At 63.5% G+C, this 14,355-nt stretch carries 17 protein-coding genes; 8 read left to right on the forward strand and 9 right to left on the reverse strand.

Annotated features, from left to right (window positions below):
- The first annotated feature begins 123 nt into the window (after window positions 1-123).
- Window positions 124-1,119 (forward strand): transporter, encoded by a 996-nt coding sequence (locus tag JG746_RS24600; RefSeq protein WP_202355083.1) that lies wholly within the window; start codon window positions 124-126, stop codon window positions 1,117-1,119.
- Here the strand turns inward: JG746_RS24600 and rarD are convergent.
- The 7 genes from rarD to cysS all read right to left on the reverse strand — a co-directional run bounded on the left by rarD (window position 1,097) and on the right by cysS (window position 7,481).
- Window positions 1,097-2,029 (reverse strand): EamA family transporter RarD, encoded by a 933-nt coding sequence (rarD, locus tag JG746_RS24605; protein WP_202355084.1) that lies wholly within the window; start codon window positions 2,027-2,029, stop codon window positions 1,097-1,099. The genes JG746_RS24600 and rarD overlap by 23 nt on opposite strands.
- Before the next feature lie 83 nt (window positions 2,030-2,112).
- Window positions 2,113-3,735, reverse strand: a complete 1,623-nt coding sequence (gene cimA / locus JG746_RS24610) for a citramalate synthase (protein WP_202355085.1) — start codon at window positions 3,733-3,735, stop codon at window positions 2,113-2,115.
- On the reverse strand, window positions 3,732-4,697 hold the full coding sequence (pip, locus tag JG746_RS24615) for a prolyl aminopeptidase (RefSeq protein WP_202355086.1): 966 nt from the start codon (window positions 4,695-4,697) through the stop codon (window positions 3,732-3,734). The genes cimA and pip overlap by 4 nt, the downstream gene beginning before the upstream one ends.
- Window positions 4,694-5,170: a GFA family protein gene (locus JG746_RS24620; protein ID WP_202355087.1), complete on the reverse strand. Its 477-nt coding sequence runs from the start codon at window positions 5,168-5,170 to the stop codon at window positions 4,694-4,696. The genes pip and JG746_RS24620 overlap by 4 nt, the downstream gene beginning before the upstream one ends.
- The gene (locus JG746_RS24625; RefSeq protein WP_096459066.1) at window positions 5,167-5,658 is read right to left on the reverse strand and encodes a GFA family protein; all 492 of its coding nucleotides are present in this window, start codon (window positions 5,656-5,658) and stop codon (window positions 5,167-5,169) included. The genes JG746_RS24620 and JG746_RS24625 overlap by 4 nt, the downstream gene beginning before the upstream one ends.
- Window positions 5,659-5,664: 6 nt before the next feature.
- The gene (locus tag JG746_RS24630) at window positions 5,665-6,051 is read right to left on the reverse strand and encodes a VOC family protein (RefSeq protein WP_202355088.1); all 387 of its coding nucleotides are present in this window, start codon (window positions 6,049-6,051) and stop codon (window positions 5,665-5,667) included.
- Window positions 6,048-7,481, reverse strand: coding sequence for a cysteine--tRNA ligase (gene cysS / locus JG746_RS24635; protein WP_202355089.1), 1,434 nt, complete (start codon window positions 7,479-7,481; stop codon window positions 6,048-6,050). Before cysS ends, JG746_RS24630 begins: the two co-directional genes overlap by 4 nt.
- A 417-nt stretch (window positions 7,482-7,898) precedes the next feature.
- Between cysS and JG746_RS24640 the strand changes: the two genes are divergently transcribed.
- Window positions 7,899-8,054 carry a hypothetical protein gene (locus tag JG746_RS24640; protein WP_202355090.1) on the forward strand — a complete coding sequence of 52 codons (156 nt, stop codon included), beginning with the start codon at window positions 7,899-7,901 and terminating at the stop codon, window positions 8,052-8,054.
- A 63-nt stretch (window positions 8,055-8,117) separates the two neighbouring features.
- Here JG746_RS24640 and JG746_RS24645 read toward each other — a convergent pair whose 3' ends face one another.
- Window positions 8,118-8,879, reverse strand: coding sequence for an SOS response-associated peptidase (locus JG746_RS24645; RefSeq protein ID WP_202355091.1), 762 nt, complete (start codon window positions 8,877-8,879; stop codon window positions 8,118-8,120).
- Window positions 8,880-9,005: 126 nt separating this feature from the next.
- Here JG746_RS24645 and JG746_RS24650 point away from each other — a divergent pair, with 126 nt between their 5' ends.
- From JG746_RS24650 to JG746_RS24665, 4 genes are all read left to right on the forward strand, one after another.
- The gene (locus tag JG746_RS24650; RefSeq protein WP_202355092.1) at window positions 9,006-9,440 is read left to right on the forward strand and encodes an NUDIX hydrolase; all 435 of its coding nucleotides are present in this window, start codon (window positions 9,006-9,008) and stop codon (window positions 9,438-9,440) included.
- A 62-nt stretch (window positions 9,441-9,502) separates the two neighbouring features.
- Window positions 9,503-9,880 carry a TIGR02301 family protein gene (locus JG746_RS24655; protein ID WP_202355093.1) on the forward strand — a complete coding sequence of 126 codons (378 nt, stop codon included), beginning with the start codon at window positions 9,503-9,505 and terminating at the stop codon, window positions 9,878-9,880.
- Between the two features lie 355 nt (window positions 9,881-10,235).
- Window positions 10,236-10,493: a hypothetical protein gene (locus JG746_RS24660; protein WP_008874920.1), complete on the forward strand. Its 258-nt coding sequence runs from the start codon at window positions 10,236-10,238 to the stop codon at window positions 10,491-10,493.
- A 71-nt stretch (window positions 10,494-10,564) separates the two neighbouring features.
- Window positions 10,565-11,356, forward strand: a complete 792-nt coding sequence (locus JG746_RS24665; protein ID WP_202355094.1) for a hypothetical protein — start codon at window positions 10,565-10,567, stop codon at window positions 11,354-11,356.
- A 34-nt stretch (window positions 11,357-11,390) separates the two neighbouring features.
- Here the strand turns inward: JG746_RS24665 and JG746_RS24670 are convergent, their stop codons facing one another.
- Window positions 11,391-12,722, reverse strand: a complete 1,332-nt coding sequence (locus JG746_RS24670; RefSeq protein ID WP_202355095.1) for a dihydroorotase — start codon at window positions 12,720-12,722, stop codon at window positions 11,391-11,393.
- A 75-nt stretch (window positions 12,723-12,797) separates the two neighbouring features.
- Between JG746_RS24670 and ygfZ the strand changes: the two genes are divergently transcribed.
- Both ygfZ and JG746_RS24680 read left to right on the forward strand, forming a co-directional pair.
- The gene (gene ygfZ, locus JG746_RS24675; RefSeq protein WP_202355096.1) at window positions 12,798-13,658 is read left to right on the forward strand and encodes a CAF17-like 4Fe-4S cluster assembly/insertion protein YgfZ; all 861 of its coding nucleotides are present in this window, start codon (window positions 12,798-12,800) and stop codon (window positions 13,656-13,658) included.
- Complete coding sequence (locus JG746_RS24680) at window positions 13,658-14,293, forward strand: HD family hydrolase (protein ID WP_202355097.1); 636 nt, start codon at window positions 13,658-13,660, stop codon at window positions 14,291-14,293. The genes ygfZ and JG746_RS24680 overlap by 1 nt, the downstream gene beginning before the upstream one ends.
- Window positions 14,294-14,355: the final 62 nt, after the last annotated feature.

Consider the following 14,355-nt stretch of genomic DNA (forward strand, 5'->3'; position numbering starts at 1 on the left):
GCTCGACAGACTGTGATCGGCTGTCAAGAAACCGTCACACGGAACCGGGTTCGCGCGTGCTAGAAATTTCGGTCAGGCGCCGCCGTGCGGCGCTGCGTCCGAAACCCGCATCTGGCATTGCCCATGGATACCGCCCTCGCCCCGGAAGGCACCGACCTGTCGCCTTATCTTCCCGATGAGCACGGGCTGTTCTTCACCTATCATTTCACCACCGAGGGCCTGCGGACCAAGGACGCCGGCGCCGCGCACTGGACATGGCGCAGCTACCAGATCACCGATCTGCATGCCCGCCAGGAAATTGCCGCCGAGAAGGCTCTGCCGGCCCCAGCGCGCGATGCTTTCCTCGCCCCCAGCCATGGCTGCCACATCGACTACGAGGATGACTGGCTCTTTGGCGACCTGCCGGACCTCAGGCACGATTTTTCAGAGGCGCGCGGACTCGTCCATTTCCGCTTCGCCTTCAACGACACGATGCTGATCGGCGCCCGCAAGCAGCCTCTGGAATCGGTCGATGCGGTCCGCAAGGCGGTGGAGAATGGATCGCGGAAATTCCGCTCGCCGGCGGACCTGATCGAGGCGGTCATTGGTCAGTCGCTCGACGGCATGGCGGGCGAACTCAGCAAGCTCGGCGACACGCTCGACGGCATCGAGGATCGCGTCGTGCGCGATGCGTGGCACAATGAACGCCAATCGCTGGTCGAGGCGCGCCGGCAACTGGTGGTGATCCACAGGCAGATGGCGACGCTGACCAATCTGTTCCGGCATCTCGACCATTCGCATCGCGACGAGTTGCCTGAACCGATCAATGACATGGCGGCCAGACTCTCGCATCGGGCACTCACCCTCTACAATGACGGCGAGCAGTTGCAGGCACGCACGAGGTTGTTGCAGGACGAACTGATGGCGAAACTGACGATGCAGTCGAACCAGCTTCTCTATGTTCTCTCCGTCATGACGGCGGTGTTGTTGCCGATGACCATCATCTCGGGCCTGTTCGGCATGAATGTCGGCGGGCTGCCCTTGGTCGACACGCCGATGGGCTTCTGGGTGGTGACGGCGGTTTCGCTGCTGATCGCCGGAATGACCTACCTGTTCGTCAGGCGGCTCGGACGGATGTAGCGGCCGCCCGGCGGGCGGTGACCAGCATCGACCAGGAATACATCGCCAGCGCCGTCCAGATCAGGGCAAATGCGATGGCCTGTGCCGTGCCGAACGGCTCGTCGAAGATCAGAACCGCAATCAGGAACACCATGGTCGGCGCGATGTACTGCATGATGCCGATGGTGGAGAGGCGCAAAAGCTTGGCGCCGAACGCGAACAAAAGCAGCGGCACCGACGTGACCGGGCCGCAGCCGATCAGCAACGCCGTATCGATGCCGGTGCTGGACACGATGTGGTCCTGTCCCGTCCCGATCAGGTAGACGATATAGCCAAGGGCCGGCACGGACAGCAAAAGCACTTCGAGCAGAAAGCCCTGGCTTGGGCCGATCGGCAGCGTCTTGCGGAAGAAGCCGTAGGCGGCGAAGGAAAACGCCAGCGCCAGCGACACCCAGGGCAGCTTGCCGCCCTCGATTGTCAGCACCGTGACGGCGACCGTGGCCAGCACCACCGCCGCGATCTGCAGACGGTCAAGCCGCTCGCCAAGCAGCAGCGCGCCGACAACGACGCTGACCAGCGGGTTGATGTAATAGCCGAGCGCGGTCTCGACGGTGCGGTCGACGGCGATCGCCCAGACATAGATGCCCCAGTTGACCGAGATCAGCGCCGCCGTCAGCGCCGCCATGGCAATGGTGCGAGGCGACCGGATTGCAGCCTTGAAGTCCGCCGTGCGACCGGCCCAGACCAGAACCGCGGCGGCGATCGGCACGGACCAGACGATGCGGTGCGCGATCACCTCGGCAAGCGGCAGATGCGCCACCGCCTTCATGTAGAAAGGCAGCAACCCCCACAAGAGATAGGCGCCCAGCGCCAGCAGGAAGCCGCGACGGGCCTTTGACTCTGCGTCCAGGGTAATTGCTTCGGTGACCATGGCCCAACGCTATGGCCCAGTAATCTTGGCAAGACCATCGCAAAGTTCTGATGGATCAATGGACTTCCGCTGATGGTTCAACCTTATTCGGCCGCAACCAGCCCAGCCATGTCGCGGTTCTTCATCAGCTTGTAGATGATCGAATCCATCAGCGCCTGGAACGAAGCATCGATGATGTTTTCCGACACGCCGACCGTCCACCACCGAGCACCGGTGCCGTCATGCGATTCGATCAGGACGCGGGTGATGGCCTCGGTACCGCCATTGAGGATACGCACCTTGAAGTCGGCGAGCTCGAGGTCGACGATCTCGCCCTGGTATTTGCCGAGATCCTTGCGCAGCGCGATGTCGAGCGCGTTGACCGGGCCATGCCCTTCCGCCACCGACATCTTCTCCTCGCCGTCGACCTCGACTTTCACGATCGCTTCCGAAACCGTCTTCAGCTGGCCGTTGGCGTCGAAGCGGCGCTCGACCATGCAACGGAACGAGGTGACGTTGAAGAATTCCGGCAGGCCGTGCAGCATCTTGCGGGCCAAGAGCTCGAAGGATGCATCGGCACCCTCATAGGCGTAGCCTTCGGCCTCGCGCACCTTGACGACCGATATCAGCGCGTCGAGCCGGTGATCGTCCCTGGGCACCTCGATGCCGCGCCGCTTCAACTCGGCGAGGAAATTGGCCTTGCCGCCCTGGTCGGAAACCATGACGCGGCGACGATTGCCGACGGATTCCGGCGGCACATGCTCATAGGTCGCCGGCTCCTTGGCCAGCGCCGAGGCGTGGATGCCGGCCTTGGTGGCGAAAGCCGAGGCGCCGACATAGGGCGCCTGCGCTTCCGGGGCACGGTTCAGCAATTCATCGAAGGCGCGCGAGAGGCGCGAAATGCCGGTCAGCGCCTCGGCCGAAATACTCGTCTCGAAGCGATCGGCGAAGGCCGGCTTCAGCGCCAGCGTCGGCACGATCGAGATCAGATTGGCGTTGCCGCAGCGTTCTCCGATGCCGTTCAACGTGCCCTGGATCTGCCGCACGCCGGCCTCGACCGCGGCCAGGGAATTCGCCACCGCCTGGCCGGTGTCGTCATGGGCGTGGATGCCCAGATGATCGCCGGGGATACCCGAGGCGATGACCTTGCCGACGATGGCGCGGACCTCCGATGGCTGCGTGCCGCCATTGGTGTCGCACAACACCACCCAGCGCGCACCGGCGTCGTAGGCCGTCCTGGCACAGGCCAGCGCATAGTCGGGATTGGCCTTGAAGCCATCGAAGAAATGCTCGCAATCGACCAGTGCTTCCTTGCCAGAAGCGACAGCGGTTTCGACCGAAGTCTTGATCGACTCCAGATTCTCCTCGTTGGTGCAGCCGAGCGCGACGCGGACATGATAATCCCAGCTCTTGGCAACGAAGCAGATGGCGTCCGACGCCGACTGTACAAGCGCCGCGAGGCCTGGATCGTTCGAGGCGGAGACCCCTGCCCGCTTGGTCATGCCGAAGGCGACGAATTTGGCGCGTGCGGTGCGTTTCTGCTGGAAGAATGTCGTGTCGGTCGGATTGGCGCCGGGATAACCGCCCTCGACATAGTCCATGCCGAATTCGTCGAGCAGCTTTGCAATCGCGATCTTGTCCTCGACGGAAAAGTCGATGCCCGGCGTCTGCTGGCCATCGCGCAATGTGGTGTCGAAGAGGTAGAGGCGCTCGCGGGTCATGGTCATTTGCCTGCAAATTTGTCCGTCGCGCGGATCAGCCGGTCGAGGATGCCGGGCTCCGAATAGGCGTGGCCGGCGCCCTCGATCAGATGGAAATCGGCCTTCGGCCAGGCCTTGTGCAGTGCCCAGGCGTAGCGTGCCGGACACGGCATGTCGTAGCGGCCGTGGACGATGGTGCCGGGGATATCCTTGAGCTTCCAGGCATCGCGCAGCAGTTGCCCTTCGTCGAGCCAGCCGGCATGGACGAAGTAGTGGTTCTCGATGCGGGCGAAGGCGATGGCATAGTCGTCCTCGCCAAACTTGCCGCTGGTTTCCGGTTCCGGCAGCAGCGTGATGGTTTCGCCTTCCCACAGGCTCCAGGCGCGGGCTGCTTCCAGCTGCGCCTTGCGGTCCGAGCCGACCAGCCGCTTGCGGTATGCGGCCATCATGTCGCCGCGCTCGGCCTCGGGGATCGGCGCCACGAAACGCTCCCACTTGTCGGGAAACATCTCGGAGACGCCGAACTGATAATACCATTCGAGCTCGGCGCGGGTCAGCGTGTAGATGCCGCGCACCACCAGTTCGCTGACGCGATCGGGATGCGTCTCGGCATAGGCGAGCGCCAGCGTCGAGCCCCAGGAGCCGCCGAACACAAGCCATGCGTCGAAGCCGGCCATCTCGCGCAGCCGCTCTATGTCGGCGACGAGGTGCCAGGTGGTGTTGGCCTCCAGCGAGGCATTCGGCGTCGATTTTCCGCAGCCGCGCTGGTCGAACAGGATGACGTCGTAGAGCTTTGGATCGAACAGCCGCCGGTGCTTTGGCGAAAAGCCGCCGCCCGGACCGCCATGCAGGAACACCGCCGGCTTAGCACCCTTGGTGCCGGAGCGCTCCCAGTAGATTTGATGGCCATCGCCGACATCGAGCATGCCCGAGTCGAACGGTTCGATCTCCGGGTAGAGGGTGCGCAAGGAGGTGCTGTGAACAGTCATAGTTTTAGGCCCTGTTGCGGCCAGTTGGCCGTTTCGTGATCGGGATGCTGGAAGGAGATGATCTGCTCCTGCCTCGCGTAAAAATCGGGGTCGTCATGGACCGGCGCCTCGAAGATTTTTTCCACCCAGGGCAGCCTCGCCGCATAGTTGACCTGGATTTGCGGCGCCAGATCCGAGCGATCGTCGAAAGCGCCGATGGCGATCTCCAGCCCGCCGGGCTGGCGGTAGGTCAGCGGTGTGCCGCAGCGGGCGCAGAAGCCGCGATCAATGTTGACCGACGACTGGAAATAGCTCGGTTCCTCATGCGTCCATTCGACACCGCCCCTGGGCACCGTCACCAGCGCGCCGAAGAACGAGCCGAACTGCTTCTGGCACATGCGGCAGTGGCAGATGGACGGGCGCCCGAGCGCCCCCTTGATGCGGAAGCGCACGGCGCCGCACTGGCAGCCGCCGGTTCGGACGGTCTCGGTCATGGTCTTTCCTCCGGCGGCCATTGGTCTGTGTCGTGATCGGGATGCTGGTAGGAGACAAGCTCCGCGAGATAGGGAGCCGAACCCATATCCGCCATTGTGTCCTCGCCCGGCAGTTGCGGAATGGTGTCAACATAAGGCAGTTTTGCCTCCGTGCCCCACTGGATGGTCGGCGCAATACCGGCCGGATCGTCGAAGGCCGCAATCGCCAGCGCCATGCCGTCCGGGGCCTCGAAGGTCAGCGGCGTGCCGCATTCGGCGCAGAAGCCGCGCCAGGCGGCGTTGGAGGAACGGAAACGCTTGGGCTCGCCGCGTGTCCAGTCAACCTTGGCGCCACGCACCGAGACCAGCGGCAAGTAGAAATTGCCGCTCGCCTTCTGGCACATGCGGCAGTGGCAGATCGAGGCGTCGCCAAGCGTGCCCTCGACGCGAAAGCGCACCGCGCCGCACTGGCAGCCGCCTGTGTAGACCGGCCGATTGTCGAGGCTCATCATGTCTCACTCCGGATCATGGCAGACGGCCTCGACATTGTTGCCGTCGGGATCGAAGACGAAGGCCCCGTAGTAGTTCGGGTGATAGTGCGGGCGCAGGCCCGGCGCGCCATTGTCCCTGCCGCCGGCGGCAAGGGCCGCGGCATGGAAGGCATCGACCTCGGCGCGGCTGCGCGCGGTGAAGGCGACATGCTGATGATCCCTTGGCTTGTCCTTGCCGGCACTCAACCAAAACACCGGCCGGTCTCGACCATAGCCGCCAACCTTGGCGCCGACGGTGTATTCGGCGGGCACCATATACAGCAGAGAGGCGCCCAGCGGCGCCATCGCCTTGTCGTAGAAAGCCTTCGAAGCCTCGAAATCGGTAACGGTTATGCCGAGATGGTCGATCATCTTTTTACCTCCCAGGTGGTGATACGCTCGCCGGTCACCGGATCCTTGCCGTCCTTCAGCTGCACACCCTGCGCCAGAAGCTCATCCCGAACCCGGTCGGCCTCGGCCCAGTTCTTGGCCGCGATCAGCGCCAGGCGGTTGGCGATAGCCGTGGCGACCGCTGCCTCGTTCACCTTGGCGGCGCCGACATCGAACCCGAGGAACAGCAGCGACGCCTTCAGCGCGGCGGCGGCTTCGTTGCCTTCCGCGGCCTCGCCGGCCAACTGCGTCAGCACCTGGAAGGCGGCATAGGTGGCGAGATCGTCCGACAAGGCATTGATGACCTCCACCGGCAGCTGCCCTGCCTCGGGCGCCAGATCCGCCGCGCGTTTCCACTTGCGCAGCGTGTTGTCCGCCTCCTCCAGCTTGCGCACGGAAAAGTCGATCGGCTCGCGATAGTGCGTCATCAGCATCGCCAGCCGCAGAACATCGCCCGGCCAGTTGCGGCCGCCGAAGGTCTCGGTCTCCAGCAGTTCGTGGATCGAGTAGAAATTGCCGAGGCTCTTCGACATCTTCTGCCCCTCGACCTGCAGGAAGCCGTTGTGCATCCAGACATTGGCCATGACTGACGTGCCGTGGGCGCAGCGCGACTGGGCGATCTCGTTCTCATGATGCGGGAAGATGAGGTCGAGGCCGCCGCCGTGGATGTCGAAAACCTCGCCGAGATAGGCCGCCGACATCGCCGAGCATTCGATGTGCCAGCCCGGCCGACCCCTGCCCCACGGGCTTTGCCAGCCCGGCTCTTCCGGCGATGACAGTTTCCACAGCACGAAATCTTGCGGGTTCTTCTTGTGCGCATCGACGGCGATGCGGGCGCCGGCCTGCTGCTCGTCGAGATTGCGCTTCGACAATTGGCCGTAGTCCGGCATCGACGCCGTATCGAACAGAACTTCGCCTGCCGCGACATAGGCATGACCGCGTTTGATCAGGCTTTGAATCAAGGTGATCATGTTGGCCTTGCCGTCGGCGCGTGGCTCGACGAATTCGGTGGCGCGCGGTTCGACCGTCGGCTCCAGGCAGCCAAGCGTGGCGACATCCCTGTGGAACTGGTCGGCGGTCTTTTCGGTCACTCGCCGGATCGCTTCGTTGAGCGACAGTTTCCCAGCTGATATCTCGCCACCGAAATCGCGCAGCGCACGCGCGTTGATCTTGTCGTCGACGTCGGTGATGTTGCGCACATAGATGACATGCGTCTCGCCGTAGAGATGGCGCAGCAGGCGAAACAGCACGTCGAAGACGATGACCGGCCTGGCATTGCCGATGTGGGCGAAGTCATAGACGGTCGGGCCGCAGACATACATGCGCACATTGAGCGCATCGATCGGAACGAAGTTTTCTTTCGTGCGCGTCAGCGTGTTGTAGAGGCGCAGGCCCTGCGATGCGTCGGACATTCCATGCCTTCCCGGTTCAGAACTTCTTATGTGGATGAAGCCAGCCCTGCGCCGAGGCGCAAATCAGGCTCCAGCCTGCTGGCCGGGGCGTTTGTCCACTCTGGGGAAAGATGAGGCGAAAACGTCCGGACCAGCGCGAGGCTAGCCAATAATGCAAATGCCACAAATGGCGAAAGACGTTTTCATGGGCGGCTTTATCGCCTTGGCCAGTGTTGCCGTCAAGTCGCTGCTTCGGAGAAAAACGCCGTAAAGATTGGCAAACGCGTCGCTCGGTCACGCGGAATCAGGCAGTGAAACATTTTATTAAACATGTCGGCACAGTCATGAAACATTCGCCGGCTAGATCACCACGCGTCACGATTTGGTCGGAATCAACGGTCAAACGCGAACACGAAAACGTTACCTGGGAAGAGAAACATGCCTCGAAGCAAGCAGGAAGCCACCCGCGCCAAGCAACCGGCGCTGACCAACCACTATCGCGCCATCGGCCCGGCCGCGATCGTCGCCGCTCTTCTTCACACCGCGAAGAAGAAGAAGCCGGCACCGAAGATCGTATCGCCGCGCGCTGCCTGAGGCAGTGCGCCGCCGGTGCCAATGGCACCGGAATGAGGCGCTCATACGTGCCTCGAAAAACCTCTAAAACAGCGTCATCTGACTCTCGTCCGCGCCGGGCTTCTGGCGCCGGGCCTTCTCGGGATCCGGCCCGATCTCTCCCCTCTGCTGAATCTCCGGGCCGGTATTGGCGACCTTGTTGACGAGGTCAGAGACGGGGATAGCCTCGAAGAAATCGAGCTGCGCCGGCCGCAGCAGGTCGGCGACGTCGCGCGGCTCCAGCGTGCGGCAATCCAGCCAGCGGGCGAAATCCCTGGGATCGATCACCACCGGCATGCGGTCGTGGATATGGGCGATGTCGGCATTGGCGTTGACCGTCAGGATGGCACCGGTGTCCATTTCCGAACCGCCAGGCTCGGCATAGGTCTCGATCAGGCCGGCGAAGGCGACCAGGCCGCCATGCCTGGGCCGGACCCAGTAAGGCTGCCCCTTCTTGCCCCCGCTCTGCCGCCATTCGTAGAAGCCAGATGCCGGCACCAACGCGCGGCGATGGCGCATGGCGGCCTTGAACGAGGCCTTTTCGATTGCGCCTTCCGAGCGCGCGTTGAACAGCAGCGGAAATTCCCTGGTGTCCTTGACCCAGGCGGGAATGAGCCCCCAGCGCACCAGCATCGGCTGACGGTCCGGCAAATTGGAGCCCGGCGCGCGCGGCACACCGGCGGTCGCCATCAGCACCGGCTGCGTCGGCGCGATGTTGTAGCGCGCCGGGAAATCCTCCAGCTCCGCCAGGCCGAGAAAGGCGGCGGTCTGACCCGGTGTGGCCGTCAAGGCAAAACGTCCGCACATGATCGATTGCTCCGCCTTCGAATGGTTCCGCCAGAAAGTGGCGATGGAACAGCGGCACTGCAACCGCTAAAGCTGTCCGGCAACGGCCGTCCACAGCGGGCTGCGGCGATCGAACGGTTGGGGGCCATGGGCGATACACGAAAGATACTGCCGGCGGTCTCGGTGGCCGTGGTGCGTGGCGACACCGTGCTGTTGGTCAAGCGGGCGCGGCAACCTTCACAGGGTCTCTATGCCTTTCCCGGCGGCAAGGTCGAGGCCGGCGAGACTCTGGAGGATGCCGCCAGGCGCGAACTGCTGGAAGAGACTGGTCTGCGTGCCACCGGTTTCCGCCCGCTTCGCGAAATCCATATCGACGGCAGGGACGATTCCCACCCGGTCGATTACCGCCTCACGGTCTTCGGCGCCGCCTATACAGGCGGCGAGGCCGTGGCCAGCGACGATGCCGAGACAGCCGCCTTCTACACGCTCCGCGAAATGGCGGCGCTGCCGCTTGCCGGCTCGGTGTTCGCGGTGGCGGAAGATCTGCTTGGCCGACTTGCTGGTTCTCCTGAAAGCCGCTGAAATCCCCAACCGCCTCGCCGGAAACGCCTTGCAGGCGACAAATTGTTTGGCCACATAGACTCATGAGCCGCGCTCCTCTTCTTGTCGCTTTGTGCCTTGCTGTGACTACGGCCGTGGCCGTGCCGCCCGCATTCAGCGCCGAGTCGCCGTTCGAACCGGGGTTGATGCGACTCGCGGAGGTGCTGGGGTCGCTGCATTTCCTGCGCAACCTGTGCGGCGAGAAGGGCGACCAGTGGCGTGGCGAGATGGAAAAACTGCTCGATTCGGAAAATCCGGATCCGGAGCGTCGCGCCCGCTTCATCGCCAGCTTCAATCGCGGCTATCGTTCCTTCGGCGGTACCTATACGCAGTGCACCGCTTCAGCCGCGGAAGCCATCAGCCGCTACATGAAGGAAGGCGAGACGCTGTCGCGCGATATCGCCTCGCGCTACGGCAACTAGGCGTCCATCAACAGATATCCGAGCCGTCGCTGGGCATGTCGGACAAATCTGGCTTGTAGCGGCCTGTGTCTTGATGCAATTCTGATGTTGCACTTCTGCAACAACGTTAATCAAACGTTACCGCAAGAATGCGAAATTAACTCAAACTGAAGGTTTTCACCCCGCAGGCCGGCCTAATCGGCTAAGTTTGATCCGGGTTGAAACGCAGCTTCGCCAGACACAGCCGTCTACTGTAAAAGACGATCAAAAAAATGTCGTATTTACAGATACTTACTTAGGGCTGCGTGTAAACGGAACAGATCAAGCTTGATCCGCGCTATTGATGGATTGCTGCTTGAAAGGGTGGACATCGCTTATGGAACATGGTGTCAACGACATCGACGCGCTGGTCAGGGAAGAAAAGCGCCTGACGGCGGTGGAAAGCCACAGCGAAGCCTGGGCCGAAGGGCTTTCGGCCGGCATCGAGCCCGAGATCATTGCCGAAGCCGCGCTCGAGACCGCATTCGGTGAAATGCTGCGCGCCAACGGCGAGACATCGGCCCTTGCCCTGCTCGACCGCATGCGTGAAAAGGTGATCGCTGGCGCCTTCGAACCCGAACGGCTGCGGCACTGAACCGACATCCGGTTCTTTGACGATCGAGTGCCGTTTGGGCATCATGCCCGGGAGCCAAGGAGATACGGGCAGTGAATTTTCCGATGTCAGGCCGGCCGAAGGGCCTGGTCCTCTACATCCGCCTCGCTACTTGCTGTGCCGCGATTGCCTTCGTGACGTGCCTGGCCAGCAGCCCGGCCCATGCGCTGAGTGAAATTCAGCGCGAAGAGCTTCCCTCCCCGATCACACCGTCAACGAACGACGACGTTTCGCCGCCCGGCGGCGCGATTCCCATGCCCGACCCGGTGGGCACACCGCCTTCGACCGGCCAGCAGCCGGCCGCTCCGGACGCTGCGGAGCCCGACAGTCCACCGGATGGAGGCACCAACAGGCCGCGTGTCGATCCCGAGGCGCCCTTGCCTGAGGTGGTCTACGACCTAGGCAAGCTGCCCGAGCCCGTCCGGCGCATGCATGATCTGATCATCGAAGCCTGCAAGGGCGGCGATATCGAAAAGCTCCGGCCCTTGATCGGCCAGGGCGACAGCATGACCCAGCTGTCGCTGGCCGACATCGACGGCGACGCCATCGCCTTCCTCAAAGGCCTGTCCGGCGACCCTGACGGCCAGGAGATCCTGGCCATACTGGAGGAGGTGCTCAGCGCCGGCTATGTCCATGTCGACGCCGGAACGCCGCAGGAACTCTATGTCTGGCCGTATTTCTTCGCGCTGCCGCTGGACAAGCTCGACGCCAAGCAGCGGGTCGAGCTGTTCAAGATCGTCACCGCCGGCGATTTCGACGACATGAAACAGTTCGGCGCCTATATCTTCTATCGCGTCGGCATCACGCCCGCCGGGCAGTGGACATTTTTTGTCGCCGGGGACTGAGCCCTTTACCCTCCCCACAAGGGGGAGGTAGAGGCTACCCCGGCAACGCCTCGGAAAACTCCACCGCCCTGCCCTGGCCCGGTGTGACGATCTCGCCTTCCCACATGACGCGCCGGCCGCGAATGACGGTGCCGACCGGCCAGCCGGTCACTTCCTTGCCGTCATAAGGCGTCCAGCCTGCCTTCGAGCCGGCCTGCGCATTGGTGATGGTCTCACGCCGCTTCATATCCACAACCGTGAAGTCGGCGTCGTAGCCGGCGGCGATGCGGCCTTTTCTGGCCATGCCGAAAATGCGCTGCGGGCCGTGGCTGGAGAGATCGACGAAGCGCTGCAAGGTCAGCCGTCCGGCGTTGACGTGGTCGAGCATGATCGGCACCAGCGTTTGCACACCGGTCATGCCCGAGGGCGAGGCTGGATAGGGTTTTGCCTTTTCCGCCAGCGTGTGCGGTGCGTGATCGGAGCCGAGCACATCTACGATGCCTTGCGCGATGCCGTGCCAGACGCCGTCGCGGTGGCGAGAGGCGCGCACCGGCGGGTTCATCTGGATCAGCGTGCCGAGCCTGAGATAGTCGTCGGCGCTCAGCGTCAGATGGTGCGGCGTCGCCTCGCAGGTCGCGACGTCCTTGTGCTGTTCAAGGAACAGGATCTCCTCGGCGGTCGAGATGTGCAGGACGTGGATGCGGGCGCGAGCGTCGCGCGCTATGCGCACCAGCCGTTCAGTGCAGCGCAAGGCGGCGAGCTCGTCTCGCCAGACCGGATGCGATGACGGATCGCCCTCGATGCGTTCGCCAAGCCGCTCACGCAGCCGGAACTCGTCCTCCGAATGAAAGGCGGCACGTCGGCGGGTGTTCCGCAGGATCGAGGCAACACCCTCGTCATCCTCGACCAGCAGGTCGCCGGTGGACGATCCCATGAAGACCTTTATTCCTGCAGCGCCGGGCAACCGCTCGAGTTCTCCGACATCCCCGGCGTTGTCGCGGGTGCCGCCGACCCAGAACGCGAAATCGCAATGCATGCGGCCGCTGCCGCGCCGGACCTTGTCGGCAAGCGTTGCCTCGCTGGTGGTCAGCGGGTTGGTGTTGGGCATCTCGAACACGGCGGTGACACCGCCGAGCACCGCCGCCCGCGAGCCCGTTTCCAGATCTTCCTTGTGCTCCAGCCCCGGTTCGCGAAAATGCACCTGACTGTCGACGACACCGGGCAGGATGTGCAGGCCGCGGCAGTCGATGGTCTCGCCGGCCGAGGCCTGGCGGAGATCGCCTATCGCCGCGATGCGCCCATTCTTCACGCCGATGTCACGTGCCCCCTCGCCATCATGGTTGACCACTGTGCCGCCTGTCAGGATGAGGTCGTAGGTCATGGCCATGCTCTCTTGCGGGGGGAGTGTCAGCGGCTTACGTAATGACCAACCGTTTTGCAAGATCAGGCTTTTATCCTCCCCATGCCCTTTGCCCTGCTGAAAGACCGCGCGCTCATCTCCGTCTCCGGCCCTGATGCCGAGCACTTTCTGCAAAATATCCTGACCACCGATCTCGATACACTCGGCACCAGCGAAGCCAAGCCCGGCGCGTTGTTGACGCCACAAGGCAAGATCCTGTTCGACTTCCTGATCTCGCGCGCCGGCGAAAACGCCTTCCGGTTGGAATGCCGGGCCGATATTTCGGATGATTTCATTCGCCGGCTGACGCTCTACAAGCTTCGCGCTAGGGTCGAGATTGCCAAGTCGGAACAGGCGCTTGTCGCTGTTGCGTGGGGAAAAGAGTCAATCGCCTCACAAAATGATTCAACCGCGGTTGCCGACAGGCGCTTTCCCGACGAAAGCGTCACACGCACCTATGCCGGCGTTGCCGACGCCGGCGACATCGCCGCGTGGCAGGCCTTCCGCATAGCGTACGGCATCGCCGAAAGCGGCGCCGATTATGCATTGGGCGACGCCTTCCCGCATGACGTGCTGCTCGACGAGACCGGCGGCGTCGGCTTCAGGAAAGGCTGCTATGTCGGCCAGGAGGTCGTCTCGCGCATGCAGCATCGCGGCACGGCAAGGCGACGCGTGCTGATCGTCCAGGCCGGGCTTGCCTTGCCCGCTTCCGGCTCCGAACTCACCGTCGAAGGACGGCCTGTCGGCACGCTCGGTTCGAGCGCCGGCGATATCGGGCTTGCCATTGCCCGCATCGACAGGGTCAAGGTGGCGCTCGACGCCGGCCAGTCGATCCTGGCTGGCGATGTGCCGGTGACGGTGACCATTCCCGCCTGGGCCAAATTCAGTTTTCCGCAGGAAACAGTCAGCGCGGAGGAAGCCTGATGGCAGCGGACCGCACCGGCGCGCCGCCGCGCGCCTGGCAGCGCATGCTGTCGGGCCGCCGGCTTGACCTGCTCGACCCCTCCCCGCTCGACATCGAGATTTCGGACATTGCCCACGGGCTTGCCCGCGTCGCGCGATGGAACGGCCAGACCAGGGGCGAGCATGCGTTTTCGGTCGCTCAGCACTCGCTGCTGGTCGAGGCCCTGTTCAGCGATCTGGTGCCGCAGGCTTCGGCCACCGACCAGCTCGCGGCGCTTCTGCACGATGCGCCTGAATATGTCATCGGCGACATGATCTCACCGTTCAAGTCGGTGATGGGCGGCAGCTACAAGGACTGCGAATTGCGCCTGCAGCGCGCCATCCATCTGCGCTTTTCGCTGCCTCCCGAACCGGCCGCGGCGCTGCGCAGGGACATCAAGCGCGCCGACCAGATCGCCGCCTATTTCGAGGCAACGCTGCTTGCCGGCTTCTCGACCGCCGAGGCGACCGAATTCTTCGGCCGCCCGCGCGGTTTCTCCGCCGAGCGCTTCGATTTCACACCACGCTCGGTAACCTGGGCGCAGGATGCGTTCCTGAAGCGGTTTTCGGCGCTTGAGAAGTCGCGACACCCGGTTGCGACTTCGGCGTTAGGGTAGAGAACGCTAAATTAACCGGAAACGGCAACAGTGTGGTGTTCGATCACGCACCGCAGGCGCGC

It is taken from the genome of Mesorhizobium sp. 113-3-3, assembly GCF_016756495.1.
Classification (GTDB): domain Bacteria; phylum Pseudomonadota; class Alphaproteobacteria; order Rhizobiales; family Rhizobiaceae; genus Mesorhizobium.

Bases quoted from the DNA above. Each gene is read 5' to 3' on its own strand.
- JG746_RS24600 (WP_202355083.1), top strand. From the start codon at position 124: ATGGATACCGCCCTCGCCCCGGAAGGCACCGACCTGTCGCCTTATCTT.
- rarD (WP_202355084.1), bottom strand. From the start codon at position 2,029: ATGGTCACCGAAGCAATTACCCTGGACGCAGAGTCAAAGGCCCGTCGC.
- cimA (WP_202355085.1), bottom strand. From the start codon at position 3,735: ATGACCATGACCCGCGAGCGCCTCTACCTCTTCGACACCACATTGCGC.
- pip (WP_202355086.1), bottom strand. From the start codon at position 4,697: ATGACTGTTCACAGCACCTCCTTGCGCACCCTCTACCCGGAGATCGAA.
- JG746_RS24620 (WP_202355087.1), bottom strand. From the start codon at position 5,170: ATGACCGAGACCGTCCGAACCGGCGGCTGCCAGTGCGGCGCCGTGCGC.
- JG746_RS24625 (WP_096459066.1), bottom strand. From the start codon at position 5,658: ATGAGCCTCGACAATCGGCCGGTCTACACAGGCGGCTGCCAGTGCGGC.
- JG746_RS24630 (WP_202355088.1), bottom strand. From the start codon at position 6,051: ATGATCGACCATCTCGGCATAACCGTTACCGATTTCGAGGCTTCGAAG.
- cysS (WP_202355089.1), bottom strand. From the start codon at position 7,481: ATGTCCGACGCATCGCAGGGCCTGCGCCTCTACAACACGCTGACGCGC.
- JG746_RS24640 (WP_202355090.1), top strand. From the start codon at position 7,899: ATGCCTCGAAGCAAGCAGGAAGCCACCCGCGCCAAGCAACCGGCGCTG.
- JG746_RS24645 (WP_202355091.1), bottom strand. From the start codon at position 8,879: ATGTGCGGACGTTTTGCCTTGACGGCCACACCGGGTCAGACCGCCGCC.
- JG746_RS24650 (WP_202355092.1), top strand. From the start codon at position 9,006: ATGGGCGATACACGAAAGATACTGCCGGCGGTCTCGGTGGCCGTGGTG.
- JG746_RS24655 (WP_202355093.1), top strand. From the start codon at position 9,503: ATGAGCCGCGCTCCTCTTCTTGTCGCTTTGTGCCTTGCTGTGACTACG.
- JG746_RS24660 (WP_008874920.1), top strand. From the start codon at position 10,236: ATGGAACATGGTGTCAACGACATCGACGCGCTGGTCAGGGAAGAAAAG.
- JG746_RS24670 (WP_202355095.1), bottom strand. From the start codon at position 12,722: ATGGCCATGACCTACGACCTCATCCTGACAGGCGGCACAGTGGTCAAC.
- ygfZ (WP_202355096.1), top strand. From the start codon at position 12,798: ATGCCCTTTGCCCTGCTGAAAGACCGCGCGCTCATCTCCGTCTCCGGC.
- JG746_RS24680 (WP_202355097.1), top strand. From the start codon at position 13,658: ATGGCAGCGGACCGCACCGGCGCGCCGCCGCGCGCCTGGCAGCGCATG.